The organism is Roseivivax sp. THAF30 (assembly GCF_009363575.1).
In the GTDB taxonomy this organism is placed as follows: Bacteria; Pseudomonadota; Alphaproteobacteria; order Rhodobacterales; family Rhodobacteraceae; genus Roseivivax; species Roseivivax halotolerans.
In genome coordinates, this window is sequence record NZ_CP045389.1 from 372,919 (window position 1) to 398,353 (window position 25,435).

Here is a 25,435-nt window from a genome sequence, read left to right on the forward strand (position 1 = left end):
GTCATCCCCGGGGCAAAGGGGCGGTCGTCAGCTGTCGTAGTCGATAGCGTGACGCAGCTGCTTTTCATATTCCAGCGCCTTGCCGGTGCCGAGCGCCACGCAGTTGAGGCTTTCGTCCGCAATCGAGACGGCGAGACCCGTCTGCTCGCGCAGCGCAAGGTCCAGATCGCCCAGAAGCGCGCCGCCGCCGGTCAGCATCACGCCCCGGTCGACAATGTCGGCAGCGAGGTCCGGCGGGGTCGCCTCGAGTGCGGTCATCACCGCCTCGCAGATCGATTGCACCGGCTCGGACAGCGCCTCGGCGACCTGTGCCTGGCTGATCTCGGTCTCTTTCGGCACGCCATTCAGAAGATCGCGCCCGCGAATCTGCAGCGATGCGCCGCGACCGTCATCGGGCATCCGCGCGGTGCCGATGGATGTCTTGATCCGCTCGGCCGTCGATTCGCCGATGAGGAGGTTCTGCTGGCGGCGCAAATAGTTGATGATCGCCTCGTCCATCCGGTCGCCGCCGACGCGCACCGAGCGCGCGTAAACGATGTCACCGAGCGACAGGACCGCAACCTCGGTGGTGCCGCCGCCGATATCGACGACCATGTTGCCGGTCGGATCGGTGATCGGCATGCCGGCGCCGATGGCCGCCGCGATCGGTTCCGCGATGAGACCCGCCTTGCGCGCGCCCGCCGAAAGCACCGAGGAGCGGATCGCACGTTTTTCGACCGGCGTTGCGCCATGCGGAACGCAGACGATGATCTTCGGCTTGTGGAAGGTCGAGCGGCGATGAACCTTGCGGATGAAGTGCTTGATCATCGCCTCGGCAGTGTCGAAGTCGGCGATCACGCCTTCGCGCATCGGGCGAATCGCCTCTATGGATCCAGGCGTCCGCCCCAGCATCAGCTTGGCGTCCTCGCCCACGGCCAGAACCTTCTTCACGCCATCCTTGACGTGATAGGCGACCACGGACGGCTCGGACAGGATTATGCCGCGTCCCTTGACGTAGACCAGCGTATTCGCGGTGCCGAGGTCGATGGCCATGTCCGCCGAAAAGGCGCCCATGAGCTTGTCCAAACCAAACATGATTGCGTTCCCCTAAAGCGTCATCGGCCCGCGTTACCTCGCAAGGCCGAGCGGGGGCCTTATAGGTCCGTCGCGATGCAGACGAAAGGGCTGTCGCGGGGCACATCAGCGTGAATTTGCCGCCGACCCGCGCATGGAGGCGCGTCGCGACAGGGCCGAGTGCACCGAGTCACCGCGAATTCGGCAGAGTCGTCCCAGGCCGCGAGCGCCGCATGTCGTTTTCCTGCCGCGACTTGTCGGGCGCAATCTGAGAGCGCCCCGCGTGAGCCGATAGGAGGGGTCGAAACGGACAGGGAGTCTCGCTCCGATGAAATCACATGTAAAAGCCCTCGTGGTCGGCGGCGGCGCCGTCGGAACCTCCATCGCCTATCATCTGGCCCGCGCCGGCTGGGAGGATGTGGTTCTTCTGGAACGCGACGAGCTGACATCGGGCTCGACCTGGCATGCCGCGGGGCTTCTGCCCTATTTCAACATGTCCTACGCGACGACCCACATCCATGACTATTCGATCAAGTTCTACAAGACGCTCGAGGAAGAGACTGGCCTCAATGCGGGCTTTTCAGTGGTCGGCAACCTGCGGATGGCGCAGACGAAAGAGCGGATGGACGAGTACCGTCTCTACGCCACAACCGCCGAGACCTGCGGCGTGCCCTTTGAATGGATGACGCCCGCAGAGATCAAGGAGCGCTGGCCGCTGGTCAATACCTCCGACCTCGAAGGCGCGATCTACCACCCGACGGACGGCTACATTAACCCCGCTGACGTCACGATGGCGATGGCCAAGGGCGCGCGGCAGCGTGGCGTATCCATCGAGCGCAAATGGCAGGTCGATGGCTACGACTGGACGGGCTCCGAATGGCGCGTCACGCTCACCAAGATGGTCGAGAAGGGCGGCAACCTCGTCCCCTCCGAGGAACAGACCACGATCACCGCGGAGCATGTGGTCACCGCCACCGGCAACCACGCGCAGCGCACGGCGAAACTCCTCGGCATCAAGATCCCGGCGATCCCGGTCGAGCACCAGTTCATCGTGACCGAGCCCGATCCGGCGCTTGTGGAATACCGCAAGACCCACGGCGAGCACCCGGTTCTGCGCGATGCCGACGCCAAGTGGTATGTCCGCGAAGAGCGCGGCGGCTGGATCCTCGGCCCCTACGAGCGCAATGCGCCCGCGCGGTTCGAATACGGTGTGCCCGACAGCTTCCGTGCCGACCTCTTCCCGCTCGACCTCGAGCGGATCGAGGAAGAATACATGTCGATGATCCACCGCATCCCGTCGTCTGAGGAGGTGGGCCTCAAGGACGATTTCAACGGCCCGATCTGTTACACGCCCGACGGCAATCCGCTGATCGGTCCGGCGCCCGGCCTGCGAAACATGTGGCTCGCGGAAGGCTTCTCCTTCGGGATCACTGCAGCGGGCGGCGCCGGCCACTACCTCGCGCAGATGATGGTGGAAGGGGAGGCCGAGATCGACATGGCCTCGCTCGACCCCAAGCGCTACGGCTCCTGGATGACGACCGAATACGCCGCCCGCAAGAACGAGGAAGCGTATGAGCACGTCTACATCATCCACCACCCCGACGAGGAACGGCCCGCCTGCCGTCCCTTGCGGACGGCACCGGTCTACGACCGCCAGAAGGCGCTCGGCGCGCAGTTCGGACAGGTGAACGGCTGGGAGCGGCCGAACTATTACGGCCCTCTCGATGCGGACGAGAATTTCGACCATGACGCGCGCTCCTTCCGTCGCGGCGGCTGGTGGCACTACGCCAAGGAAGAGGCCGAGGCGATCCGGAACGGTGTCGGCATGATCGACGCGACCGCCTTCACCAAGCATGTGGTCAAAGGCCCGGGTGCTGCGGCCTTCATCGACTGGTTCACCTGCAACAAGCTGCCCAAGGTCGGGCGCATCAACCTGACCTACGCGCTGACCGAAGCGGGCACGACGCGCACCGAATACACCGTTGTGCGCCTCGCCGACGACGAGTTCTACCTCGTCTCCGCAGGGGCCTGGACCGCGTATGACGGCGACTACCTGCGGAAAGCCGCCGAGGACAAGCGCGACGAGATGGGCTGGATCGAGATCCAGGATGTCACGACGCAATGGGGCGTCCTGGCGGTCGCGGGGCCGAAATCGCGCGATCTTCTGAACGCGCTTGTCAAGGATGCCGATCCGGCCACCGTGCTTTCGAACAAGCGCTTCCCCTGGCTCTCCTGCCGAGACATCGAGCTCGGCATGTGCCCGGTCCGCGCCATTCGCGTCGCTTATACCGGCGAGCTCGGCTGGGAGCTGCACCACCCGATCGAGATGCAGAGATATCTCTGGGATCTGATCACGACCGAGGGCGAGACGCACGGGCTCAAGCTCGTCGGCGCGCGGGCGCAGAACTGGCTCCGTCAGGAAAAATCCTACCGTGCCTTCGGTCACGAGCTTGGCCGCGACGCGACCCCGCTCGAGGCGGACCTGCCGCGCTTCGTCGATTTGTCGAAGGACTTCCACGGCAAGGCCGCGATGGAGAAAACCGGTATCCGCTCGAAATGCGTCACGGTCCTTATCGACGGGCCGGATGATACCGACCCCTGGGGCCGCGAGGCGCTTTACCTCGAGGATGGCACCCGCGTCGGACGCCTGACCTCGGGCGGCTATTCGGTCGCCTTCGGCAAGTCCATCGGCATGGGCTACGTCTCACCCGAGGTGGCGAAGACCGGCCAGGCGCTCAAGGTGAAGATGCTCGACAAGCTCTGGGATGCGACGGTCACGGAAGACAGCCCGTACGATCCTGAGAACGCGCGCATCCGTCAGGACGGCTGACGCCCTAACTCGGCCCCGGCGGTGACCTGCCGGGGCCATACTCGCCGCTTGTTCGTCCTGGATCGGCCCAAATCTCCTCGGGGACCGGTATCGCGCAGTCTCAGGCGGCGAGGCCCTTGGAGCCGAGATTCAGGAACTTCTTGCGGCGCGCCTCGACCAGCGCGTCGGGCGCGCTGCCGTCGAACTCACCCAGCATCGCGGAGATCGCTTCGCCCACGGCCTCGATCGTCGCCGCCTTGTCGCGATGCGCGCCGCCCAGGGGCTCGGGGATGATCCGGTCGCAAACACCGAGCTTTTTCAGATCCTGTGCCGTCAGTCGCAGCGCCTCGGCGGCCTCCCGCATCTTTTCGGCGTTTTTCCACAGGATCGACGCGCAGCCTTCGGGCGAGATCACCGAATAGACCGAATACTCCAGCATCGCGATCCGGTTGGCGGTGGCAAAGGCCACCGCGCCGCCCGAGCCGCCCTCGCCGATGATGACCGACACGAGCGGTACGCCGATCTGCAGACATTTTTCGGTCGAGCGGGCAATTGCCTCGGACTGGCCGCGCTCTTCGGCGCCCTTGCCGGGATAGGCGCCGGGCGTGTCGACAAGCGTGATCACCGGCAGGCCGAAACGGTGCGCGATATCCATCAGGCGGATCGCCTTGCGATAGCCTTCGGGACGCGCCATCCCGAAATTATGCGTCAGGCGCGAGGACGTATCGTGGCCCTTCTCGTGCCCGATCACGACGACGGGGCGATCGTTGAAACGCGCAAGCCCGCCCAGGACCGCGTGGTCGTCACCGAAGGCACGATCGCCCGCGAGGGGCGTGTATTCGGTGAAGAGCGCCTCGATGTAGTCGCGACAATGCGGCCGTTCGGGGTGGCGCGCGATCTGGCATTTCCGCCAGGGCGTGAGCTTGGAGTAGAGATCCTTGAGAAGGTTCGTCGCCTTCTGATCGAGCGCGCGGGCTTCGGCCTCGATATCCATTTCCTCGTTCGACCGCGCCATCGCGCGCAGCTCTTCCGCCTTGCCTTCGATCTCGGCCAGCGGTTTCTCGAAATCCAGATAATGGGTCATCGCAATGTCCTTCGCTCTTGTGCCGATATGCCGCTGCAGGGGGCGCTTTGCAACCGCCCTAGCGCAGGATCACCGGGATCAGGGATGCCACCAGAAGCGCTGCCATCGTCCAGTTGAAAATCTTGAGACGGCGCCCTTCCTGCAGGAAACGACGCAAGCTCGTGCCGATCGCGGTCCAGGTGGAGGTCGAGATGACCGAGCAGGCGACATAGACGCCGACCACCCAAAGAACCGCGCCCACCGACCGGCCCGGCGCGTAGAGCGTGATCGCCGACAGCGCCATCGACCAGGCCTTGGGATTCACCCACTGGAACGAGGCGGCCTCGAAGAACGTGAGCGGCTTGCCTGTCACCGCGCTCTTTTCGGGGGCGGAGGCATTCGCGATCTTCCACGCAAGATAGAGCATGTAGCCGACCGACAGCACGGTCAGGATCGTGTAGAGCGGTGGCCAGAGATCGAAGAGCCGCATCACGCCGAGGCCGACGCAAAAGCACATCGCCGGAAAGCCGAGCCCGACACCGAGCATATGCGGCAAGGTGCGGCGGAAGCCAAAATTCGCGCCCGAGGCCATCAGCATGAAGTTGTTCGGCCCCGGCGTGATTACCGTGACGAGCGCGAAGGCCACGAGGGCAGAGAGAAGATCGAGCGTCATAAGCGCCTCCTTCCCCGAATTGCCCCGCAACGCAAGAGGGAGCGCGGCGGACCGGGCATCGAGCCCGGCCTGCCCCGGGCGAGAGGCCCTGCCTCTCGCGCTCTCCGCGGTATTTTCGCCAATCCAAAGGGGGCAGGGCGGCGCTTGCACTCGGGCCTTGCGCGGGGCTAGAGGCGAGGAAAGGCAAAGGAGAGGGCGATGCGCGCGGATTACGACGAGCTGGCCAAGACGATCGCGTCCTTGACCGAGGGCGAGACCGACAGCGTCGCGCTGATGGCGACCATCGCTTGCGAGCTTCACCACGCCGATGCGCGCTTCGACTGGACCGGGTTTTACCGGGTGACCGCGCCCGCGCTCCTGAAGATCGGGCCCTACCAGGGCGGGCATGGTTGCCTCGTGATCCCGTTCGACCGGGGTGTCTGCGGAGCCGCGGCGCGCACCGGCGAGGTGCAGATCGTGGACGATGTCGAGGCGTTTCCGGGGCATATCGCCTGTTCGTCCTCGACGCGGTCCGAGATCGTGTTGCCGGTTTCGGACGGATCCGGGCGGCTCCTCGGTGTGCTCGACATCGACAGCGATCAGCCGGGGGCGTTCGACGCGGCGGATGCCGAGGCGCTCGGGGCCATCCTCGAGGCGAGTTTCCGGGACGCCGAATGAGCGTCGAGAGCTGGCTCGTCTTCGCCGGGTTCTGGGTTCTCTTCGTGACCTCGCCCGGGCCGAACGCGGTCAATTGCATCCGCAACGGCATGGCGTTCGGATTGCCGCGCGCGCTCTGGGCCGTCCTTGCGATCCTGACGCAGGCGGCGCTGTTCCTGACGCTCTCCGCGCTCGGGATCACGGCGCTCCTGATAACCGCGCCCACGCTCTTTCTGTTGGCGAAGATCGCAGGCGCGGCGGTGCTCATCTGGCTCGGCGTCCGCGGGTGGATGCGTGCGGGTCAACCTATCGCCGATGCGCCTTACGGGGCGGCCCCGATCTGGATGCGCGCTTTTCTCGTCGCGACGATCAATCCCAAGAGCGTTGCGGGCTATCTCGCCGCGTTCTCGCAATTCGTGGCACCGAACGTGCCCATCGGCCAGCAGATGTGGGTCATCGTCCCGACAGCGCTGACCATCACGGCGGCGAGCTACACCGGCTACACGCTCCTTGGCGTCTGGATCGGACAGGCGGCGCTGGGCGCGGTTGCGAACACGATGGTCCGGCGTATCCTCGCGGGATGTTTCATCTTCTACGGCGTGGCGCTGGCCGCGACGATTTTCGTCTGAGGAGCCGCCGTGATCGCCTTGCCTGACCTTGCCACGCTGATAGCGTTCCTCGGCGCGGGGATTTTGCTGAACCTGACGCCGGGCGCGGACGTGATGTTCGCCATCGCCTCCGGCGCGCGCGGCGGCGCTAAGGCGGGCGTGGCGGCTGCGGCGGGGGTCGCTTCGGGGAGCTTTGTGCATATAGCGCTCACGGCGCTTGGGGTGGCAGCGGCGATTCGTGCGATGCCGGGCGCGTTCGAGGTGATCCGCTGGGCCGGTGCCGGGTATCTTCTTTATCTTGCCGTGCAGAGCTGGCGGGCACTCCCGCAGGAGGCGCGCGCTGGCCGGGACGGGCTCGCGGCAGCGTTTCGGCGGGGCTTCGTGACGAACCTGCTCAATCCCAAGGTCGCGCTCTTCATCCTGGCCTTCCTGCCGCAATTCGCAGATCCGGCGCGCGGGCCACTCTGGAGCCAGCTTCTCGCGCTGGGGCTCGTTTTCGTGCTGACGGGCTTCTGCATCACCGCCGCCTATGGCGCGGCCGGCGGGGCGCTCGCGGGCCGGATCGCGCGGCACGGCCGGGCACTGAACCGGATCGCGGCGCTGGTCTTCGGCGGACTGGCGGTTAGGTTGGCCTCTGGATAGCGCAGCAATCGAAGGAGCGGAGAATGGCGAAGATCACCTTGCTCGATGGCGGGCTCGGACAGGAGCTCATCCGCCGGTCCGGGCAGGCGCCGACGCCGCTCTGGGCGACGCAGGTCATGATCGACCGGCCGGGTCTCGTGCAACAGGTCCACGAGGATTTCTTTCGCGCGGGGGCGAGCGTTGCGATGACCAATACCTACGCCCTCCTGCCCGACAGGCTGGAGCGCGCGGGGCTTCAGGACCGGATCGAGGAGTTCCGCGCGGCCGCGCTTGCCGAGGCCGAATGGGCGCTCGAGGCCTATCCCAAGGGGCGTATCGCGGGCGCGATCGGCCCTTTGGGCGCCTCCTACCGGACGGATCTTTTCCCCGGCATGGACATCGCGGTCGAGACCTATTCCGAGATTGTTCGCAAGATGTCGCCCGAGGTCGACGTGATCGTCTTCGAGACGTTGGCGACGCTAGAGAACCTCGAGGCGGCGCTGAAGGCGGGAGAGGTCTCCTCGCGGCCCGTCTGGGTCGCGGTGACGCTCGATGACGAGGATGGCAGCGTGCTGCGTTCGGGCGAGAGCGTGGCGGAGGCTGCGCGGATGGCGGAGCGCTACAAGGCGGGCGCGATCCTCGCCAATTGCTCTGCCCCCGAGGCGATGGCCCCGGCGCTGTCGGCCTTTGCCGAAACCGATCTGAGGTTCGGCGCCTATGCCAATGCCTTCGCGCAGATCACCAAGGATTTCCTCACGCCCGATCCAACGGTCGATGCGCTCTCCACCCGCCGCGACATGGGGCCGGAGCGCTATGCGGGCTTCGCGCTCGACTGGGTGCGGCGGGGCGCGAGCATCGTCGGCGGGTGCTGCGAGACTGGCCCCGACCATATCCGCGCCATTGCAGAAGCGCTGAAGAATGACGGGCACGAGATTGTCTGAACCGCTTCTTACCGATTACGCGCCGCCCGAGGGCGAGATCCCGGTCCTGCATGCCGATCACGAACTGCTCGTCGTCGACAAGCCGGCGGGGCTTCTGACGGTGCCCGGCAAGGGACCGGATCTGACCGATTGCCTGATCGCGCGGCTTGCGGAGGCCTTTCCCGAAGTGCTGCTCGTGCACCGGCTCGACCGCGATACTTCGGGCGTCATGGTTTTTGCGCTGACCCATCACGCGCAGCGGCATCTGGGGCTGCAATTCGAGAAGCGGCAGACGAAAAAGACCTACGTGGCGCGTGTCGCGGGCCGCATGGAGGAGAAGGCGGGCGAGGTCGATCTGCCGATCGGTGTCGATTGGCCGAACCGGCCGCGGCAGATGATCGACCCCGAGAACGGGCGGGCGGCGCTGACGGGATGGAAGGTGCAGCGCGCGCGCGAGGAAGAGACGCGCGTGCGGCTCTACCCCAGGACCGGGCGGTCACATCAGCTCAGGGTTCACATGCTCTCGCTTGGCCATCCGATCCTCGGCGATCCGCTCTATGCGCCGGAGACGGCGGCCGATTATCCGCGCATGATGCTGCATGCCGAGGAATTGCGGCTGCGGCATCCTGATGGCGGGCGGGGCATGCAATTCCGGGCGAAGCCGCCGTTCTGAGGCCGCGCATGCGGAGAGGGGGCAAGCGAGGGGCCAGCCCCTCGCGCTCCCCGCGGGTATTTGGGCCAATCCAAAGAGAGGGCGTCAGCCTGCGAAGACACGCGCGGGGTGCAGCGCCCCGGCCTTGAAGCGGCCCACCGCCACCGCGCGGCCGTCGCAGGATGCCCAGCATTCCTCGCCGTATTCGAGGCCGGAGGCGAAGACCATTCCGGGATTGCCGTTGCGGATGCGGGTGGCCTCTTCGGGCGTGCAGCGCGCTTCGGGCAGATCGGCGAGGCCCGCTTCCACGGGCAAAAGATATGCATCGAGCGCGGGGTCTTTGGCGAGGCGGTCGATCTCGTCGAGGGAGAGGCCGTTTTCCGCCTCGAAAGGACCCGACCAGATTCGGCGCAGCTCGCGCACATGGCCGAGACAGCCGAGCGCGTCGCCGAGATCGCGGGCGATCGAGCGCACGTAGCCGCCCTTGCCACAGACCATCTCAAGGGTGACGTGGTCGGCATCCTCGCGCCCGGTCATGGTTAACTCCTCGACCCAGAGCGGGCGGGCCGCGATCTCCATCGCCTCGCCGTCGCGCGCGCGTTTGTAGGCGCGTTCGCCGTCGATCTTCACGGCGGAGAATTGCGGCGGCACTTGCATGATCTCTCCGACGAAGCCATGCAGCGCTTCTTTGATCTGCGCGTCGCAGGGCCGGGTGTCCGAGCGCGCGATCACCTCGCCCTCGGCGTCGTCGGTATTGGTTGCCGCGCCGAACGTGACGGTAAAGCGGTACGCCTTGAGTGCATCGGTGATATAGGGCACGGTCTTCGTCGCCTCGCCGAGCGCCACTGCGAGAACGCCGGTTGCCTCGGGATCGAGCGTGCCCGCATGTCCCGCCTTTTTCGCCGAGAAGGCCCAGCGGACCTTGTTCACCACAGCGGTGGAGCTGATGCCCGCCGGCTTGTCCACGACCAGCCAGCCCGAGATATCGCGTCCCTTGCGCGCGCGCCCCATGATGCCTCCTGCGTTTCAGAGGCGCGGGAGGTAGCCGAAGGCGTCATGCCTGTCAATCGGCGCGGGCGGCGCTTTTGGCCTCTGCAATCGGATGGCCCGGATCGGCGCGGAAAAGGCCGACGCGGCGGGTCAGGATCAGTGCACCCGCGACCGCGGCGAGATTGGCGGCGACCGCGCCTGCGAGGATGCCGCCGTAGCCGAAGACCGAGGCTCCGATCCACGCGACCGGCACATAGACGAGCCCGATCCGCCCCAGGCTGAGGCTCAGCGAGTGCAGCGGCTTCTCGCGGGCGTTCATCGCGGCATTGGCGGTGACGAGGATGCCGTAGCCGAAAAAGCTCAGCGACACCCAGCGCAGGTAGTCGGTGGCGTATGGCACGGCGTCAAGCCCGTCGGTCATCACCCGCGCCACGGGCTCGGCCAGGAGCCAGAGCGCGGCTGACAGGATCGCGCCGTAGCCAAGGCAGAGAAGGAAGGTCAGCCGCACCGTCGCTTCCGCGCGCGCCCTGTCGCCCGCGCCCCAGGCCTGGCCCACAACCGGGCCGATCCCGGCGGAGAGCGCCAGCATCGGCACGAACAAGAGGTTTTGCACCCGCGTCGCCGCGCCGAAGCCGCCGACCGCCGCCTCGCCGATCATCGCGACAGCGGCTGTGACGATCGCCATGCCGGCTGGGTTGATCGCGTTGGAAAAGGCCGCAGGTCCGCCGATCTTCGCGATCCGCGCAACCGAGCGGTTGAAGCCCTCGAACGAGCATTCGGACAGGTCGATGCGCCCGGTTTTGATCGCGAATACGAGACAGCCTGCAAAGGCGAGGACCCGCGCCGCCGCCGTGGCGATGCCCGCGCCTTCTATGCCCATCGCCGGCACCGGGCCGAGCCCGAAGATCAAGAGCGGATCGAGAGCGACATTGATGAGCGCTTGAGACACCATGACCGTCGCTGCGATCCGCGCCTCGCCGCCTGCGCGGAATACCGAGTTCAGTGCCTGGCCCGCGACGATGAAGGGAAAGCCGAGCGCCCACCAGGGCGTATAAGCGCGAATGCCGTCGAGGACCGCGCCTTCGGCCCCCATCGTGGCGAAGAGCAGGGGCGAGAAGAGCCAGAAGATTAGCGCGACGAGCGTCGCCGCCGACGCCGCGACGATGAGCGCGTGCAGCGCAAGCCGGGCGCTGACACTCTCGTCGCCCCGCGTTGCGCCGAGCGATTGGCTGACGACGGCGCTCGTGCCCGCCGAGAGGCCGATGGACAGAGACGTGATCGCGACGATCACCGGGTAGATGAAGCCGATCGCGGCGAGCTCGTCGGCACCGGCGCGGGCGAGGAAGAAACTGTCGGCAAGGCCCACCGACAGGACGCCGAGGATGCCGATCGCCATCGGGGCACTGACACGCCAGAGGGCGCGCGGGACGGAAATATCGTTCAGATCGAGATTGCTCACCGGTCGGGGCTCCTGTCGCGGTCAGGAGCGACCTAGACGGTCAAGCCGGATCGTCCAGCGTCCGTGCCTCGGAAACGAGCATGACCGGGATTCCGTCGCGGATCGGATAGGCCAGGTTCGCCGTCTTGCTGACAAGCTCCTGGCGGTCAGGATCGTAGTCGAGAGTGCCGTGGCTCTCGGGGCAGATCAGCGCTTCGAGCATGTGACGGTCGAAACCGGGGCCTTCGGTCATTGCAGGATGCCTCCCTCGCCGGTGTCCCCGGAGCGTAGCGCATATTCCAGAAGCGTAACCAGCGTCTCGCGCCGGGTCGAGAGCGAGGGCGCTTCGAGAAGCGCCTGCTTTTCCTCGGCGTCGAATTCCAGAAGCATCGCGAGCGAATTGATCAAGAGCTCGTCATCGGCTTCCTTGAGCGATTCCCAATCCGCCGACAGCTCGCGAGAGGAAAAGAAGCGATTGAGGAGCGCGAGAAACGCGGCGCGGTCGAAGTCGTGATCGTATTCCGCCTTGCCCTTGTCGCGGTCGAACCCTGTCCAGTTCACCTTGGCGCGGCGGTAGGGGGTGAAGCCGTCCACCTCCTCGATGACGCGGAAGCGCGATATGCCGGTCAGGGTGATCATGTAGCGTCCGTCCTCGGTCTCCGAGAACTGGGTGAGGCGTCCCGCGCAGCCGATCTTGTGCAGCGCCTTGTCGTTGCCGGGAACCGGGTTCGGCTGAACCATCCCGATCAGCCGCGCGTCGGTCTTGATGATGTCGTCGAACATCTGGAGGTAACGCGGCTCGAACAAATGCAGCGGCAGGTGCGCCCTCGGTAGAAGGAGCGCACCCGGAAGCGGGAAAATCGCAATGGTCTCGGGAAGATCCGTGGGCCTTGGCATGACGGTTCAGCTAGCGTCGCCGGAGCCTCAGGCAAATATCATCGACGAGAGTTTTCGCCGACCGTTCAAAACGATCGGATCGTTGGGCTTGAGGGCGTCGAAAATCGTGAAGAGCTGCTGCTTCGCGGCACCGTCATTCCACTCGCGATCGCGGCGGAACAGCTCCAGGAGCTGGTTGACGGCGTCTTCCGTCCGACCGCCTGCGTAGAGCGCCTGCGCGAGGTCGAAGCGGGCCTGGTGGTTGTCCGGCTCGGCATCGACCTTTTCTTGCAGCTCGGCGATCGGTCCGGCCTGCTCGGCCTGGCGGGCAAGCTCGATCTGGGCGCGCGCAGCCTCAAGCTCGGCATGGTCCGCGATCTCGGCGGGAGCTCCATTCAGGATCGCCTCTGCCTGCTCTACATCGCCTGCCGCGATAGCGACCCGCGCGAAGCCGCCATAGGCTTTCGCATTGGTTGAATCCTCGGCCATGACAGCCTGGAAGATCTGCGCGGCATCTTCGAGTTGGCCGGCCTCGAGCATCTCTTCAGCGGCAGCCAGTGCATCGTCGAGCCCGCCCGACGTATCGCCACCGCCCATCTTGGCGATCTGCTCCACGAATTGCTTGAGCTGGCTTTCGGGGACCGCGCCCTGGAAGCCATCGACCGGCTGGCCCTTGTGGAAGGCATAGACCGTGGGGATCGACTGGATGCGAAGCTGCCCGGCGATGGCTTGCGCCTCGTCCACATTGACCTTGGCCATCTTCACCGCGCCGCGCTGGGCGCGCACCGCCGCTTCAAGCTGGGGCCCGAGCGTCTTGCAGGGGCCGCACCAGGGTGCCCAGAAATCGACGATGACCGGCACGTCCTGGGACGCTTCGATCACTTCTTTCATGAAGTCCTGTTCGGCGACGTCCTTGATGACGTCATCCGTTGCGGCGGCATTCTGCGTCGAAGTTCCGAGCTCGATCATCGGGCGGATCCCTCTTGTCTGTCGGGGTGGGTCAGTTGCCTGCTAGATGGCGCTCGCAGCTTCGTGATGCAAGGGGCGCCGGGCAAGCTTTGCGGCATGCGTCATTGGGCCCCTGCAGAGCCGCAGCAGGCCGTGCTCAAGAAGAACGGTCCAAGGACGCACCGGGTGATCCTAGAGATCGAAGGTGGCGAAGACGGGCGCATGGTCCGACGGCTGCGTCCAGCCGCGCACCTCGCGCAGGATCCGGCTGCCATGCGCTGCGCCCGCGATGTCCGGGGTCGCCCAGACGTGATCGAGGCGGCGGCCCTTGTCGGCGGCGTCCCAGTCGGGCGAGCGGTAGGACCACCAGGAATAGAGCTGGCCTTCGGGGATGTCCTTGCGGGTCACGTCGACCCAGCCGCCGGCCTCTTGCGCGGCACCCAGGTGTTCGACCTCTATCGGCGTGTGCGAGACCACTTTCAGAAGCTGCTTGTGCGACCAGACATCGTCCTCGCGCGGCGCGATGTTGAGGTCGCCGACGAGGATCGCCCGCTCGGGGCGCTCTGCGTGAAACCAGTCGCGCATCTCCGTGAGATAGTCGAGTTTCTGGCCGAACTTCTCATTGACCTCGCGGTCGGGCTTGTCGCCACCCGCGGGCACGTAGAAATTGTGGATCGTCACGCCGTTCTCGAGCCGCCCTGCGATGTGACGGGCATGGCCGAGCGAGGCGAAATCCTTGTCGCCCGCATCTTCGATCGGCAGCTTTGACAGGATCGCGACGCCGTTATAACCCTTCTGGCCCCGCGCGATCATGTGCGTGTAGCCGAGCGCGCGAAAACGCTCCATCGGGATCTTTTCGACCGGGCTCTTGCATTCCTGAAGGCAGAGAATGTCGGGCGCTTCAGTCTCTAGAAGGTCTGCGACGAGCCCCTCTCGCAGGCGGACCGAGTTGATGTTCCATGTGGCCAGGGTGAAGGGCATCGGCGGCTCCTCGGAATTCAGATGATTTCGTCTTCGTCGTAGAGTTGCGGCAATTCGAGATGATCCGACATCGCGTCGGGGCCCATCGGCCGCGCGGGCACGGCGATGTGGAAGCAGGCGTCGCCCTCGTTCACGACTGGCAGGTTCGTGCGTCCGATCACCACGCCGGCAGCGGGGGCCGCGATCTCGTCGTCGACATGCCCGAACGGGTCCGAAACGATCCCGAGCGTCTCTCCCTCGGAGACGTAATCGCCCGCAGCCTTGAGCGTCCGCAGAAGCCCGCCCGAGGGGGTCCGCACCCAGGTCGAGGTTTCGCAGAACACCGAAGGTCCGCGCGTTTTCGGCACGCCGCGTCCGGCGATCATGCCGAGATGGTGGAGAACTCGCAGAATGCCCGCAACACCCGCCCGGGCCGCGGTCTCGTCGAAACGAAGGCCCTCGCCCGCCTCGTAGAGTAACACGTCCACCCCGGCGTCATCGGCAGCTTCGCGCAGGGACCCGTCGCGCACGCGCGAGGTCAGCGTCACGGGCGCGCCGAAAGCGCGGCCAAGTTCGGCGAGGCGCGGATCGTTTGGCGTCAGCCGGATCTGGGGCAGGTTCGTTCGTCCGACCGCGGCCGAATGCAGGTCGATCCCCACATCGCAGCGCGTGACGATCTCGGTCATGAAGATATTGGCAAGGCGCGCGGCGAGCGATCCATCTCCGTGGCCCGGAAAGCAGCGGTTGAGATCGCGCCGGTCAGGCAGGTAGCGGGACTGGTTCAGAAAGCCGAATGTGTTGACCACCGGCACTGCGATCAGCGTACCGGCCAGACGCGTCAGGGGCTGCGCGCGCAGGAGACGTCGGACGATCTCTACCCCGATCACCTCGTCCCCGTGGATCGCCGCAGAGACGAAGACCGTGGGGCCGGGCTTCCGGCCGTGCAGCACCTCTGCCGACAGCGTGACCGGAGTGTGATCCGAAAGGACGGAGACCGGAAGGTCGACCGAGGCGCGGTGACCGGGCGCGATGGAGATGTCGCCGATCTCGAACGGGTCTTGCATGGTTTCGGCTCCTGCTGGCTTGCGCCCGGATACGATGCAAGGGACGGGCAGGCAACCGGGTCAGCCGCGGCGGCGCTGGTAGAGCCCCCATCCCTCGGCATACGCCGCAAGCGTCAGCGAAATGACCCCGAGGATGGCAAAGCCGCCGAACATCGGAAGGATGGTGCCATTGTAGAGCAGCCCCAGCGCCGATCCGATGATGCCGCCGCCCAGCGTCTGCACGGTGCCGAGAACCGCCGAGGCGGTGCCTGCGACATGGCCCAGCTCTTCCATCGCGAGCGAATTGAAGTTTGCCGGGATGAAGCCGAAGAAACAGAATTGCGGGATCAGAAGGACGAGGAACAGCCAGAACGGCGTCGCCCCGCCCATCGAGGCCGCGAGCGCGAAATGGATCGCGCCGAGGATCGCGAACCCGGTCAATGCCGAGTGGCTGAGCCGCCGCGTGCCGAAAATCCTGACAAGCCGCGAGTTGGCGAAACTGGACGCCGCCATGAAACAGGCCACCAGCGCAAAATAGAGCGTGAACTCCGCGCCGATCCCGAAGACTTCGACATAGATCTGCTCGGCCTGAGCGATAAAGGAGAAGAGAACGCCGAAGAACGCCCCTGTCGCCAGCGTGTAGCCGAACGCGCGACGGTTGGTGAAGATGATGCGGAACGCCTCCCAGACGCGCGCACCGCTGAGCTCGCGCCGATCCTCTTCGCGCAAGGTTTCCGGCAGGCGGAACCACGTCCAGAGGAACGCCGCTGCCCCGAAAAGAAACATCACCGCCGCCAGAACGCGCCAATCTCCGAAGAGCAGGACCGCCGAGCCGATATTGGGCGCAAGCACCGGCATGACCATGAAGACCATCATCACCAGCGACATGACCGAGGCCATCGCCTCGCCCTTGAAGCGGTCGCGCACCACCGAAAGTGCCACCACCCGCGTCGAGGCCGCGCCGATCCCCTGCAAAAGACGCAGCGCAAGAAGCGTGCCGAATGTCGGCGCGAAGACCGCCGCGATGGCCGCGGCGCAATACAGCCCGAGCCCGAAGAACAGGACCGGTCGCCGCCCGAAGCGGTCCGAGAGCGGCCCGTAGATCACCTGCGCGCCGCCGAAGCCGATGACGTAAGCTCCGATCACGAGCTGCCGCGTATTGTCGTCGGCCACGCCGAGCGCTGCACCGATTTCCGACAGACCCGGAATGTAGACGTCGATGGCCGCCGCGTTGAGCGCCATGAGGAACGCGATCATGCCGACGAATTCCCAGTAGGGGATGCGCTCTGCGGCGCTTGTCGGCTCACGGTCGTGCGGAGCCTGGGAGGGCGCTGGGGATGCGACGGGATGTGTCATGACGAGGGACCAATACGGCAAACGAATGAAAAAGGCCGGTGCGGAACACCGGCCCTCTGTCAATGTATAACTGAACCGAGCGGTTCAACCCAAGGAAAGTGCGGGATTGCACAAACTCATATGCGCGTCCGCACGGGCCTCAGCCCGGAAGCTTTGTCATCCGCAGGTAGGGAAGAACCGTCTGGTATTGACCGAACTTCTCGCGTGCGTCCTCTTCGCTGACCGTCGCGGGGATCACGACATCGTCGCCGACATTCCAGTTGGCGGGCGTCGCGACGGTGTGGGTCGCCGCGGTTTGCAGCCCGTCGAGCGCGCGCAGCACCTCGGCGAAGTTGCGGCCGACGTTCATCGGATAGGTCATCGAGAGCTTCAGCGTCTTGTCCGGTCCGATGATGAAGACCGCGCGCACGGTCGCGGTGTCGTTGGGCGTGCGGCCGTCGGGCAGATACGCCTCGGCGGGCAGCATCCCGAACGCCTTGGAGACGGCGAGATCGCTATCGGCGATGATCGGGAATTCGGGATCCGCGCCGCCTGCGGTCTTGATGTCCTTCTTCCAGCCCTTGTGCTCCTCGACGCCGTCCACGGACACGCCGATCACCTTGACGCCGCGCTTGTCCCACTCGTCCTTGAGCTGCGCGACCGCACCGAATTCGGTGGTGCAGACCGGCGTGAAGTCCTTCGGGTGCGAGAACACGATAGCCCAGCTGTCACCGATCCACTCGTGCAGGCTGAACGTGCCGAGATCGGTCTCGACGGTAAGGTCGGAGATCGTTTCGTTGATACGCAAGGACATGGCATCCTCCTGTCTGTTAACTTCGTGGCTCTACTTAAGACGCGATCCGGACCATTGCATCCCCCGATTGCGGGCGGCATGCTCAGCGGCAATATGATCAAATTTCGCGCGGCCTGTTCGCGCGCCATTGCGGGAGAGAGCGATGATCGAAAAGCGGCAGTTCTATATCGGTGGTGCATGGGTGGACCCCAAGGAGGGTACGGATCACGCGGTCATCGACCCGTCGACCGAAGAGGCCTTCGCGACGATCTCGCTTGGTGGTCAGGCCGATACCGACGCGGCCGTCGCGGCGGCGAAAGACGCGCTGCCTGGCTGGATGGCGACGCCGCCCGAAGAGCGGATCGCGGCGGTAGAGCGGCTGCGCGACGCCTACAAGGCCCGCGCCGAGGACCTCGCCCATGCGATGAGCCAGGAAATGGGCGCGCCGATCGATCTTGCACGCAAGAACCAGTTCCTCGCCGGGGCCTTCCACCTCAAGAATTTCATCGAGGCGGCGAAGGCGTTCTCCTGGGAAGCCCCGCTCGGCGATCACGCGCCGAACGACCGGATCATCCACGAGGCCGTCGGTGTCTGCGCGCTCATCACGCCGTGGAACTGGCCGATGAACCAGATCACGCTCAAGGTGGGCGCGGCCGCGGTCGCAGGCTGCACGATGGTTCTGAAACCCTCCGAGGAGAGCCCGCTTTCGGGTATCGTCTTCGCCGAGATCATGGATGCGGCGGGCTTTCCGCCGGGCGTCTTCAACCTCGTGAACGGAGATGGCGCGGGCGTTGGCTCGCAGCTATCGGCGCATGAGGATGTGGACATGGTCAGCTTCACCGGCTCCACGCGGGCTGGCAAGCTTATCTCCAAGGCTGCGGCCGATACGCTGAAGCGGGTGCATCTCGAGCTTGGCGGGAAAGGCGCGAACCTGATCTTCGCCGATGCCGACGAGAAGGCCGTCAAGCGCGGCGTCCTGCACATGATGCAGAACACCGGGCAGAGCTGCAATGCACCGTCGCGGATGATCGTCGAGGCATCGGTCTACGACCGCGTCGTCGAAGAGGCCGCCGAGATCGCGAGCAAGGTCGAGGTCGGCCCCGCGGCGGAAGAGGGCCGGCATATCGGTCCCGTCGTGAACCGCACGCAATGGGACAAGGTGCAGGGCCTTATCCAGACGGGTATCGACGAAGGCGCGCGACTTGTCGCGGGCGGTCCGGGTTTGCCCGACGGCATGAACAAGGGCTTCTTCGTCAGGCCCACCGTCTTCGCGGATGTCACGCCCGACATGACCATCGCCCGCGAAGAGATCTTCGGGCCGGTTCTTTCGATCATGCGCGTCGAGACCGAAGAAGAGGCGATCCGGCTCGCCAACGACACGCCGTACGGCTTGACGAACTACGCCCAGACGCAAGACGGCGCGCGGCGCAATCGGCTGGCGCGGGCGCTGCGCTCGGGCATGGTGGAGATGAACGGACAGGATCGCGCGGCTGGCGCGCCCTTCGGCGGCATGAAGCAGTCGGGCAACGGCCGCGAAGGCGGTGCCTGGGGCATCCACGATTTCGTCGAGGTGAAAGCGGTGTCCGGCTGGGATCCCGAGGCGGCCTGATCGCCGCTCAGCCGATCAGCATCTTGAGGCCCTGCGTCACGTCGGAGCGGACGGCGAGGCGCAGGGACGGCTCGTCGCCCGCCTTCAGTGCCGCGATGATGAGCCGGTGATATTGCGGCGCCTCGGTGCGGCGCAGCCGCGCATAAAGCGCCCGCATCGTCGGTCCGAGCTGCAGCCAGACGGTCTCGGCCATCGCGAGCATCGCCGGAGCCTGCGCGCGCAGGTACAGCGTGCGGTGAAATTCGAGATTGGCGCGAATATACCCCACCGCATCTCGGTTCGAGACGACGTCGCTTATCCCGCCATTGATCGTCTGCAGCCGGTCGATGAGCGCGATATGCGCGCGGGGAAGGGCGCGCGAGGCAAGTTCCACCTCGATCAGCGCGCGCAGAGCGGCCAATTCCTCGATCCTCTCCGAGGACAGCTCCGGCGTCGCGACACGGCCCGAGCCCGACATCGACAGCGCGCCTTCGGCCACAAGCCGGTTCACCGCTTCGCGGGCGGGCGTCATCGAGACGCCGAATTCCCGTCCGATCCCCCGCAATGTCAGCGCCGCGCCGGGCGCGATCTGGCCGAACATGATCCGCGAGCGCAGCCCGCGATAGACGCGGTCATGGGCCGAGGGCGCGGCTTCGGCGACGCGAGGCGCGGTGACGGGGATGGATCGGGGCGGCGTGATCATGAGACGGAATTTGTGATCACGTTCGCGCCTTGGTCAATCCTGAAAACGGTAGCGGTGCAACTCGCCGCCGTTCTCGCGCAGCCAGCGACGGGGTGCGCGCCAGTCGCCGTGGATTTGGGTCAGCGTATCCCAGTAGGCGCGGGAATGGTTCATGTGCGCCAGATGCGCGACCTCGTGCGCGGCGACGTAGTCGAGCACCTCCGGGGGCGCGAGGATCAGCCGCCAGGAATAGGACAGCGCCCCTTGCGAGGAGCAAGACCCCCAGCGCGAGCGCGTGTCGCGCAGTGTGATCCGGGTATAGTCTTTGCCCAGGACCGCCGCGTAGCGGTCAGAGGCGGCCGCCAGCCGCTCTCGTGCGAGGGTCTTGAGATAGCCGAGACTGCGCGCGGCGATCCGCTCTTCGGGGCCGGGAACAAGCAGCGCGCCCGTCTCAAGGACGACGGAGCGCCCGCTGCCTGGGCGAATCTCGCGTGGCTCCCCGGCGATCGGCAGCATCGCTCCGAGGCCGATCCGCACCGGCTCGCCCCGGTTTTCCAGGTGCCCGCGCAGCCAGGATTCCTTCTCGCGCAGGAACGCCATGCCCTCGCGCTCCGGGACGCGTGGGGGCAGGGTCAGCGTGACGCGCCCATCGACGCCCGACAGCCGCAACGAGATCCGCCGCGCCCGTGAGGAGCGTCGCAACGTGACGGCAATCGGCGGGTTGCCGGAGAGTTCGATCACACCCATATCGGCTCCGTTCACGGGGGATGCGTGCGGGGGCGTCAAAGCCTTTGACACCGCCCGGGCCTTATGGCAGGTGCCCCGAATTGTCCGCAAGAGTGACCAGAGTGAAAGGGACTTCCCATGGCCAAGGAAGAATGGGGCGTCAAACGGCTTTGCCCGACCACCGGCAAGCGGTTCTACGACATGAACCGGGATCCGGTCGTCAGCCCCTACACGGGCGAAGTGGTCGAGATCGAGACCGGCAAGCGCAGCATGATCGCCGCCGATGCCGAGGACGGCGCGACCCGCAAGTCGAAGTCCAAGGAAAAAGAAGAGACCGAGAACACCGACGACGATGATGTCGACGTCGATCTCGGCGATGACGATGTTCTTGACGACGAGGATGACGATAACGTCTCGCTCGACGAGATCGCAGACGTCTCCGACGACGACGAGGACTGAACCTCGAAAACGGGCCGCGGCGGGTCGATTTTGGTCTTGAACCCGCCCCGGTCCCCCGATAATTGATCCGCCACGCGAGAGGGTCCGCCCTCCGGCGATCCGGGGCCTTAGCTCAGCTGGGAGAGCGCTTGCATGGCATGCAAGAGGTCAGGGGTTCGATCCCCCTAGGCTCCACCAATTTCCCTCAGAAAATGTCAGCTGGCCGTGGGCTTGCCCATTTCCGCGGAATCCGGTCTTCGCCGAGTGCCGCTTGTCCGGCAATGACGCCCTCCGGCCGTCCTTGATGTAAATCAAGGCTGCGTCGCGCCCTGCGTGTCAACTTAGGTTGACACAAACGAGGGGCCAGCCATGCGGATTCTGTTCGTCCATCCCAATTACCGCTCCGGCGGCGCGGAGATCGCGGGCACCTGGCCGCCAGCCTGGGTGGCGTACCTGACCGGGCATCTGAGGCAGGCCGGGTTCGACGACATCCATTTCATCGACGCGATGACGGACAACGTCTCAGACGAAGCGCTGGCCGAACGGATGGCCGAGATGCGGCCGGATATCGTAGGCGTGACCGCCATCACGCCGTCGATCTACCGCGCCGAGGACGTTCTGAGGATCGCGCGGGACACTGTGCCGGGCGCGGTGCGCGTTCTGGGCGGGGTCCATGCGACCTTCATGTTCCGGCAGGTTCTCTCCGAGGCGCCGTGGGTCGACGTGATCGTGCGCGGCGAGGGCGAGGAGGTCTGCACGGATCTTTTCCAGACCATCGCGGCGGGGCGCTGGCCGGAAGATCGTAGCCGGATCAAGGGGCTGGCCTATCACGACGGCAACGAGATCGTCGCGACACCTGCAGCGAGCACCGTGAAGGATCTCTCCAAGATCAAACCGGACTGGGCGATCCTCGACTGGGAGAAATACATCTACATTCCGCTCGGCACCCGCGTTGCGATCCCGAACCTCGCGCGCGGCTGCCCGTTCACCTGTTCCTTCTGTTCGCAATGGAAGTTCTGGCGCGATTACCGCGTGCGCGAGCCGAAAGACGTGGTCGACGAAATCGAGGACCTGGTGACGAACCACGGTGTCGGCTTCTTCATTCTCGCGGACGAGGAGCCGACCATCAATCGCAAGAAATTCGTCGCCTTCTGCGAGGAGCTGATCGCCCGCGGCCTGCCGGACAAGGTCAAATGGGGCATCAATACCCGCGTCACCGACATCTACCGCGACCGTGAGCTTTTGACGTTCTACCGCAAGGCGGGACTCGTGCATGTCTCGCTCGGCACCGAGGCCGCGGCCCAGATGAAGCTCGACCTGTTCAACAAGGAAACGAAAGTCGACGAGAACAAGACCGCGATCCGACTTCTGCGCGAGGCCGATATTCTCGTCGAGGCGCAGTTCATCGTGGGGCTCGACAACGAGACGCCAGAGACGCTGGAAGAAACCTACCGGATGGCCTGGGACTGGCAGCCGGACCTCGCCAATTGGTCGATGTACACCCCCTGGCCGTTCACGCCGCTCTTCCAGGAGCTGCGTGACCAGGTCGAGGTGCATGATTTCAGCAAGTACAACTTCGTGACCCCGATCATGAAGCCCGCTGCGATGGAACGCGGGGAATTGCTCGACGGCGTGATGAAGAACTACCGGCGGTTCTACATGCGCAAAGCGCTGTTCCATTACCCCTGGCGCGGCACGGGCTTCCGCCGCCGCTACCTGCTCGGATGCCTTTACGCCTTCATGAAAGCGGGTTTTGCGCGCACCTTCTACGATCTCGGCAAGGCGGGCTATTGGGGGCCGCAGACGAAGAACTCCGTGGATTTCCATTTCGACGAGACGCGGCAGATCGCCGACGCCCAGCTCGCCGATTGGGAAGCCGCGGCAGACCGCGCGGCACGGGCCACCGAACGGCGCGATGCGCTTCGAGCACAGATGAAGGACCGCGCCGAGCTGCGCGCCTGCGGTGGCGGCGATCTGCAGATGGAGGAGCGCTGATCATGCCGGTCGCAGGCACGCCTCTCGCGAGGATCGGGCCGAACGCGATCCTGCAATTGCTCGCGGTGCTCGAAGCGCGGGGCGGACCACGCCTGTGCGAGCGCGTGATGTCGCGCGCGGGGATTGCAAGCCTGCCCGATTGCAGCGCCATGATCGACGAGTGCATCGCGGTCTCGCTGCATCATGCCGTGCGCGCAGAACTTGCCGAAAGCGCCGAGGACATCCTGCGCGAGGCCGGAGAGCGCACCGCCGCCTATATCCTCGCGCACCGGATCCCGCCTCTCGCGCAGCGGATCCTGAAGATCCTGCCGCCACCGCTTTCGGCGCGCCTGCTCTCCGGCGCGATCACGCGGCACGCCTGGACGTTCGCAGGCTCGGCCGGGTTCCGGACGCTTGGCCCCTATGGCTTCGAGCTGACGCGAAACCCCTTCGCGCACGGTGCGGTTTCGGATCAGGCCGTCTGCGGCTGGCATGCCGCGGTCTTCGCCGGACTTTACAACGCGCTTGTGTCAGCCGCGTTCGACTGCACCGAAACATCCTGCATCGCGCGGGGAGATCCATCCTGCCGCTTCGAGCTGACACGAAAATATGATAAAGAGCAAAGGCAGAGCGACGGAGTCCGTCGGCGCCTCAGCGCGCCGTTCGGCAACCGGCAGACAGGCCCCACCGGAAGCACCCGGACCTCCGGGCTTCCCCGTGACATCGGAACCTACGATGGAACTTGAGAAATACGCCTTGAAGCAGAGAGATCCCGATGCATCGCAAGAGGGACGCATGGTCCCGCGCGTGCAGGAATGCCTTTCGCGAATCGACCCGGAGCTCAGGCCGTCCTCACCGCTGCGCCGGAGCAAAGCCTGCATGGACCCGGTCACCGTGCACGATATCGCGGTATCGGCGCTTCTGATGATCGCGGCCCATCACAGCCGCAGGCACTGTGCAGGCCGGAGGAGGCGCCACGTCGCCTTTGCTGCTTCTGCGGCGTTTCATCCGCCTCGCAAGTCAGTCTAAGGTCTCTTCCGGAGCGCGGCGATAAGCCCGGGAGGATCCGATATGACACTTCACGACCTGACCTTCGACGCCAAGCCGGACGGGTCATGAGCGGCGAGGCAGCGGTCACGCTTCTCGGCACGAAAGGCGGCCCTGCGATTCGTCCGGGCACGCGGATGCCGACCGCGACGCTGATGGAGATGGGCGGGCAGACGATCCTCGTCGATGCGGGGCTTGGAGTGACGCGAGGGATCTGCGATGCGGGCATCGCGCTGACGGAGCTCGACGCAATCCTGATCACGCATCTGCATTCCGATCATTACCTCGAGCTCGGCCCGCTGTTGCACACAGCCTGGACGGCCGGGCTGAAGCGGCCCGTGCCGATCTACGGGCCTGATGGGCTCGCCGCCTATTGGCAGGGTTTCCTGACCTCGATGGCCTTCGATATCGAGCTTCGGATCCGCGACGAGGGACGCCCGGACCTCGGGGCCCTTGCCGAGATCAAGCAGATGCCGGAGTCTGGCCTAAGGGTAGGTCCGGTGACCATCTCCAGCCTCCGCAACGTTCATCCGCCCATCGTGGAAAGTTACACGCTCCGTTTCGAGTGCGGGGGGCAAAGCGCCGTTCTTTCCGGTGACACCGCGCCGATGCACGACATGGTGTCCTTCGCCAGAGGGGCGGAGCTGCTCGTGCACGAGGCGATGCTCGCCGCCGGGATCGATGCGCTGTGCAAGCGGGTCGGCAATGGCGACGACAGGCTGCGCCGCCATCTCGAACGATCTCACACCCCCGCGGCCGAGGCGGGACGGATCGCGCATGAGGCCGGCGTGGGTGCGCTCGCGCTCAATCATCTTGTGCCCTGTGACGATCCGGCTTTCACGGAGGAAGACTGGCAGCGCGAGGTGCGCCGCGGCTGGGATGGGCCGATTTACATCGGACAGGACGGAATGCGTATCGCGCTCGCGCCTCTGGCCGCGCAGGTCGGCGATGCCTGACGACATTTGCGAACCTGCCGGGTCATGGAGGTCAACGTCACCTTGGTGCTGGCGCATCAACCTCGAAGACCGCGAAACGCGCAAACGGACATCAGGAGAATGAGCCGTGAGCTGGACGATCGAAAACACCTGCCGCCACTCCGTTCTTTGCTGGCTTGCGACCGTTGACGCGAGAGGCCGTCCCAGCGTCTCTCCGAAAGAGATGTGGCGTCTTGCCGGCGACGAGTTCCATATCGCGGATATCGCCTCGGCAGGCTCGGTCCGTGCGATCCGGGCCAATCCCGAAGTCTGCGTCAGCCTGATCGACATCTTCCGCCAGCGGGGACACAAGCTCTTTGGCGCTGCCGAGATCATCGGGTGCGAGGATGAAGGCTTCGACGCGCTGCATGGCCCGCTTGCCGATATGGCCGGTCCGCATTTCCCGATCCGGCACGTCATCCGCATCAAGATCGAGCGCAGCGCCGAGATCCTCGCGCCGAGCTACCGGATCTTTCCGGACCGAACGGAAGCGGAGCATATCGGCGCGACCAAGGCGCGTTACGGGGTCTGAATATGCCTCCGCCAGGCCCGAACGGCGGCTTTCAACCGCTATGGGAACGGCTTCGG

The 25,435-nt window shown here is 65.6% G+C and carries 26 protein-coding genes and 1 tRNA gene; 13 read left to right on the forward strand and 14 right to left on the reverse strand.

Features of this window, described 5'->3' with window-relative positions; translation table 11 throughout:
- Nucleotides 1-27: 27 nt before the first annotated feature.
- Nucleotides 28-1,074 carry a rod shape-determining protein gene (locus tag FIU91_RS01740; protein WP_093011331.1) on the reverse strand — a complete coding sequence of 349 codons (1,047 nt, stop codon included), beginning with the start codon at nucleotides 1,072-1,074 and terminating at the stop codon, nucleotides 28-30.
- Nucleotides 1,075-1,381: 307 nt separating this feature from the next.
- Here FIU91_RS01740 and FIU91_RS01745 point away from each other — a divergent pair, with 307 nt between their 5' ends.
- Nucleotides 1,382-3,883 carry an FAD-dependent oxidoreductase gene (locus FIU91_RS01745; protein ID WP_152461180.1) on the forward strand — a complete coding sequence of 834 codons (2,502 nt, stop codon included), beginning with the start codon at nucleotides 1,382-1,384 and terminating at the stop codon, nucleotides 3,881-3,883.
- Between the two features lie 100 nt (nucleotides 3,884-3,983).
- On the opposite strand, the gene FIU91_RS01750 is transcribed toward FIU91_RS01745, so the two are convergent.
- Nucleotides 3,984-4,946: an acetyl-CoA carboxylase carboxyltransferase subunit alpha gene (locus FIU91_RS01750; protein WP_152461181.1), complete on the reverse strand. Its 963-nt coding sequence runs from the start codon at nucleotides 4,944-4,946 to the stop codon at nucleotides 3,984-3,986.
- Nucleotides 4,947-5,004: 58 nt separating this feature from the next.
- On the reverse strand, nucleotides 5,005-5,598 hold the full coding sequence (locus tag FIU91_RS01755; RefSeq protein WP_152461182.1) for a LysE family translocator: 594 nt from the start codon (nucleotides 5,596-5,598) through the stop codon (nucleotides 5,005-5,007).
- Between the two features lie 198 nt (nucleotides 5,599-5,796).
- Between FIU91_RS01755 and FIU91_RS01760 the strand changes: the two genes are divergently transcribed.
- The 5 genes from FIU91_RS01760 to FIU91_RS01780 are packed head-to-tail and all read left to right on the forward strand — an operon-like array spanning nucleotide 5,797 to nucleotide 9,056.
- Nucleotides 5,797-6,255 carry a GAF domain-containing protein gene (locus FIU91_RS01760; protein ID WP_152461183.1) on the forward strand — a complete coding sequence of 153 codons (459 nt, stop codon included), beginning with the start codon at nucleotides 5,797-5,799 and terminating at the stop codon, nucleotides 6,253-6,255.
- Nucleotides 6,252-6,863, forward strand: coding sequence for a LysE family translocator (locus FIU91_RS01765; protein WP_152461184.1), 612 nt, complete (start codon nucleotides 6,252-6,254; stop codon nucleotides 6,861-6,863). Before FIU91_RS01760 ends, FIU91_RS01765 begins: the two co-directional genes overlap by 4 nt.
- Before the next feature lie 9 nt (nucleotides 6,864-6,872).
- Entirely contained in the window at nucleotides 6,873-7,484 is a 612-nt protein-coding gene (locus tag FIU91_RS01770; RefSeq protein WP_152461185.1) for a LysE family translocator, read from the forward strand.
- A 23-nt stretch (nucleotides 7,485-7,507) separates the two neighbouring features.
- Nucleotides 7,508-8,404 (forward strand): homocysteine S-methyltransferase family protein, encoded by an 897-nt coding sequence (locus tag FIU91_RS01775; RefSeq protein ID WP_093011353.1) that lies wholly within the window; start codon nucleotides 7,508-7,510, stop codon nucleotides 8,402-8,404.
- The gene (locus FIU91_RS01780; RefSeq protein WP_371418232.1) at nucleotides 8,397-9,056 is read left to right on the forward strand and encodes an RluA family pseudouridine synthase; all 660 of its coding nucleotides are present in this window, start codon (nucleotides 8,397-8,399) and stop codon (nucleotides 9,054-9,056) included. The genes FIU91_RS01775 and FIU91_RS01780 overlap by 8 nt, the downstream gene beginning before the upstream one ends.
- An 84-nt stretch (nucleotides 9,057-9,140) precedes the next feature.
- Here the strand turns inward: FIU91_RS01780 and truB are convergent, their stop codons facing one another.
- From truB to FIU91_RS01825, 9 genes are all read right to left on the reverse strand, one after another.
- Nucleotides 9,141-10,046: a tRNA pseudouridine(55) synthase TruB gene (gene truB, locus FIU91_RS01785; protein ID WP_152461187.1), complete on the reverse strand. Its 906-nt coding sequence runs from the start codon at nucleotides 10,044-10,046 to the stop codon at nucleotides 9,141-9,143.
- Nucleotides 10,047-10,098: 52 nt separating this feature from the next.
- Entirely contained in the window at nucleotides 10,099-11,484 is a 1,386-nt protein-coding gene (locus tag FIU91_RS01790) for an MATE family efflux transporter (protein WP_254702014.1), read from the reverse strand.
- 40 nt (nucleotides 11,485-11,524) lie between these two features.
- A complete protein-coding gene (locus FIU91_RS01795) occupies nucleotides 11,525-11,716 on the reverse strand; it encodes a Trm112 family protein (protein ID WP_152461188.1) in 192 nt (63 codons plus the stop codon).
- The gene (locus FIU91_RS01800) at nucleotides 11,713-12,360 is read right to left on the reverse strand and encodes an LON peptidase substrate-binding domain-containing protein (RefSeq protein WP_093011362.1); all 648 of its coding nucleotides are present in this window, start codon (nucleotides 12,358-12,360) and stop codon (nucleotides 11,713-11,715) included. Before FIU91_RS01800 ends, FIU91_RS01795 begins: the two co-directional genes overlap by 4 nt.
- Nucleotides 12,361-12,387: 27 nt before the next feature.
- The gene (gene trxA / locus FIU91_RS01805; protein WP_093011365.1) at nucleotides 12,388-13,308 is read right to left on the reverse strand and encodes a thioredoxin; all 921 of its coding nucleotides are present in this window, start codon (nucleotides 13,306-13,308) and stop codon (nucleotides 12,388-12,390) included.
- A 171-nt stretch (nucleotides 13,309-13,479) separates the two neighbouring features.
- A complete protein-coding gene (locus tag FIU91_RS01810) occupies nucleotides 13,480-14,268 on the reverse strand; it encodes an exodeoxyribonuclease III (protein WP_152461189.1) in 789 nt (262 codons plus the stop codon).
- 17 nt (nucleotides 14,269-14,285) lie between these two features.
- Nucleotides 14,286-15,311: a succinylglutamate desuccinylase/aspartoacylase family protein gene (locus FIU91_RS01815; RefSeq protein ID WP_152461190.1), complete on the reverse strand. Its 1,026-nt coding sequence runs from the start codon at nucleotides 15,309-15,311 to the stop codon at nucleotides 14,286-14,288.
- Between the two features lie 60 nt (nucleotides 15,312-15,371).
- Nucleotides 15,372-16,646, reverse strand: a complete 1,275-nt coding sequence (locus FIU91_RS01820; RefSeq protein WP_152461191.1) for a multidrug effflux MFS transporter — start codon at nucleotides 16,644-16,646, stop codon at nucleotides 15,372-15,374.
- A 139-nt stretch (nucleotides 16,647-16,785) separates the two neighbouring features.
- Nucleotides 16,786-17,439 carry a peroxiredoxin gene (locus tag FIU91_RS01825; RefSeq protein WP_152461192.1) on the reverse strand — a complete coding sequence of 218 codons (654 nt, stop codon included), beginning with the start codon at nucleotides 17,437-17,439 and terminating at the stop codon, nucleotides 16,786-16,788.
- Between the two features lie 142 nt (nucleotides 17,440-17,581).
- Between FIU91_RS01825 and FIU91_RS01830 the strand changes: the two genes are divergently transcribed.
- Nucleotides 17,582-19,027: an aldehyde dehydrogenase family protein gene (locus FIU91_RS01830; protein ID WP_152461193.1), complete on the forward strand. Its 1,446-nt coding sequence runs from the start codon at nucleotides 17,582-17,584 to the stop codon at nucleotides 19,025-19,027.
- A 7-nt stretch (nucleotides 19,028-19,034) separates the two neighbouring features.
- Here the strand turns inward: FIU91_RS01830 and FIU91_RS01835 are convergent, their stop codons facing one another.
- Nucleotides 19,035-19,709, reverse strand: a complete 675-nt coding sequence (locus FIU91_RS01835; RefSeq protein ID WP_093011385.1) for a GntR family transcriptional regulator — start codon at nucleotides 19,707-19,709, stop codon at nucleotides 19,035-19,037.
- A 33-nt stretch (nucleotides 19,710-19,742) separates the two neighbouring features.
- Nucleotides 19,743-20,435 (reverse strand): M48 family metallopeptidase, encoded by a 693-nt coding sequence (locus tag FIU91_RS01840; RefSeq protein WP_152461194.1) that lies wholly within the window; start codon nucleotides 20,433-20,435, stop codon nucleotides 19,743-19,745.
- 117 nt (nucleotides 20,436-20,552) lie between these two features.
- Here FIU91_RS01840 and FIU91_RS01845 point away from each other — a divergent pair, with 117 nt between their 5' ends.
- From FIU91_RS01845 to FIU91_RS01870, 6 genes are all read left to right on the forward strand, one after another.
- Nucleotides 20,553-20,873: a TIGR02300 family protein gene (locus FIU91_RS01845; RefSeq protein ID WP_093011391.1), complete on the forward strand. Its 321-nt coding sequence runs from the start codon at nucleotides 20,553-20,555 to the stop codon at nucleotides 20,871-20,873.
- Nucleotides 20,874-20,974: 101 nt separating this feature from the next.
- A tRNA-Ala gene (locus FIU91_RS01850) sits at nucleotides 20,975-21,050 on the forward strand.
- A gap of 171 nt (nucleotides 21,051-21,221) precedes the next feature.
- Nucleotides 21,222-22,847, forward strand: a complete 1,626-nt coding sequence (gene bchE / locus FIU91_RS01855) for a magnesium-protoporphyrin IX monomethyl ester anaerobic oxidative cyclase (protein ID WP_152461195.1) — start codon at nucleotides 21,222-21,224, stop codon at nucleotides 22,845-22,847.
- A 2-nt stretch (nucleotides 22,848-22,849) separates the two neighbouring features.
- Entirely contained in the window at nucleotides 22,850-23,572 is a 723-nt protein-coding gene (bchJ, locus tag FIU91_RS01860; protein WP_152461196.1) for a bacteriochlorophyll 4-vinyl reductase, read from the forward strand.
- Between the two features lie 369 nt (nucleotides 23,573-23,941).
- On the forward strand, nucleotides 23,942-24,829 hold the full coding sequence (locus FIU91_RS01865; RefSeq protein WP_152461197.1) for an MBL fold metallo-hydrolase: 888 nt from the start codon (nucleotides 23,942-23,944) through the stop codon (nucleotides 24,827-24,829).
- A gap of 106 nt (nucleotides 24,830-24,935) precedes the next feature.
- Nucleotides 24,936-25,379, forward strand: coding sequence for a pyridoxamine 5'-phosphate oxidase family protein (locus tag FIU91_RS01870; RefSeq protein ID WP_152461198.1), 444 nt, complete (start codon nucleotides 24,936-24,938; stop codon nucleotides 25,377-25,379).
- Nucleotides 25,380-25,435: the final 56 nt, after the last annotated feature.

Excerpts from the sequence above, each read along its gene's own strand:
- FIU91_RS01740 (WP_093011331.1), bottom strand. The coding sequence starts at position 1,074 with ATGTTTGGTTTGGACAAGCTCATGGGCGCCTTTTCGGCGGACATGGCC.
- FIU91_RS01745 (WP_152461180.1), top strand. The coding sequence starts at position 1,382 with ATGAAATCACATGTAAAAGCCCTCGTGGTCGGCGGCGGCGCCGTCGGA.
- FIU91_RS01750 (WP_152461181.1), bottom strand. The coding sequence starts at position 4,946 with ATGACCCATTATCTGGATTTCGAGAAACCGCTGGCCGAGATCGAAGGC.
- FIU91_RS01755 (WP_152461182.1), bottom strand. The coding sequence starts at position 5,598 with ATGACGCTCGATCTTCTCTCTGCCCTCGTGGCCTTCGCGCTCGTCACG.
- FIU91_RS01760 (WP_152461183.1), top strand. The coding sequence starts at position 5,797 with ATGCGCGCGGATTACGACGAGCTGGCCAAGACGATCGCGTCCTTGACC.
- FIU91_RS01765 (WP_152461184.1), top strand. The coding sequence starts at position 6,252 with ATGAGCGTCGAGAGCTGGCTCGTCTTCGCCGGGTTCTGGGTTCTCTTC.
- FIU91_RS01775 (WP_093011353.1), top strand. The coding sequence starts at position 7,508 with ATGGCGAAGATCACCTTGCTCGATGGCGGGCTCGGACAGGAGCTCATC.
- truB (WP_152461187.1), bottom strand. The coding sequence starts at position 10,046 with ATGGGGCGCGCGCGCAAGGGACGCGATATCTCGGGCTGGCTGGTCGTG.
- FIU91_RS01795 (WP_152461188.1), bottom strand. The coding sequence starts at position 11,716 with ATGACCGAAGGCCCCGGTTTCGACCGTCACATGCTCGAAGCGCTGATC.
- FIU91_RS01800 (WP_093011362.1), bottom strand. The coding sequence starts at position 12,360 with ATGCCAAGGCCCACGGATCTTCCCGAGACCATTGCGATTTTCCCGCTT.
- trxA (WP_093011365.1), bottom strand. The coding sequence starts at position 13,308 with ATGATCGAGCTCGGAACTTCGACGCAGAATGCCGCCGCAACGGATGAC.
- FIU91_RS01810 (WP_152461189.1), bottom strand. The coding sequence starts at position 14,268 with ATGCCCTTCACCCTGGCCACATGGAACATCAACTCGGTCCGCCTGCGA.
- FIU91_RS01815 (WP_152461190.1), bottom strand. The coding sequence starts at position 15,311 with ATGCAAGACCCGTTCGAGATCGGCGACATCTCCATCGCGCCCGGTCAC.
- FIU91_RS01820 (WP_152461191.1), bottom strand. The coding sequence starts at position 16,646 with ATGACACATCCCGTCGCATCCCCAGCGCCCTCCCAGGCTCCGCACGAC.
- FIU91_RS01825 (WP_152461192.1), bottom strand. The coding sequence starts at position 17,439 with ATGTCCTTGCGTATCAACGAAACGATCTCCGACCTTACCGTCGAGACC.
- FIU91_RS01830 (WP_152461193.1), top strand. The coding sequence starts at position 17,582 with ATGATCGAAAAGCGGCAGTTCTATATCGGTGGTGCATGGGTGGACCCC.
- FIU91_RS01835 (WP_093011385.1), bottom strand. The coding sequence starts at position 19,709 with ATGATCACGCCGCCCCGATCCATCCCCGTCACCGCGCCTCGCGTCGCC.
- FIU91_RS01840 (WP_152461194.1), bottom strand. The coding sequence starts at position 20,435 with ATGGGTGTGATCGAACTCTCCGGCAACCCGCCGATTGCCGTCACGTTG.
- FIU91_RS01845 (WP_093011391.1), top strand. The coding sequence starts at position 20,553 with ATGGCCAAGGAAGAATGGGGCGTCAAACGGCTTTGCCCGACCACCGGC.
- bchE (WP_152461195.1), top strand. The coding sequence starts at position 21,222 with ATGCGGATTCTGTTCGTCCATCCCAATTACCGCTCCGGCGGCGCGGAG.
- bchJ (WP_152461196.1), top strand. The coding sequence starts at position 22,850 with ATGCCGGTCGCAGGCACGCCTCTCGCGAGGATCGGGCCGAACGCGATC.
- FIU91_RS01865 (WP_152461197.1), top strand. The coding sequence starts at position 23,942 with ATGAGCGGCGAGGCAGCGGTCACGCTTCTCGGCACGAAAGGCGGCCCT.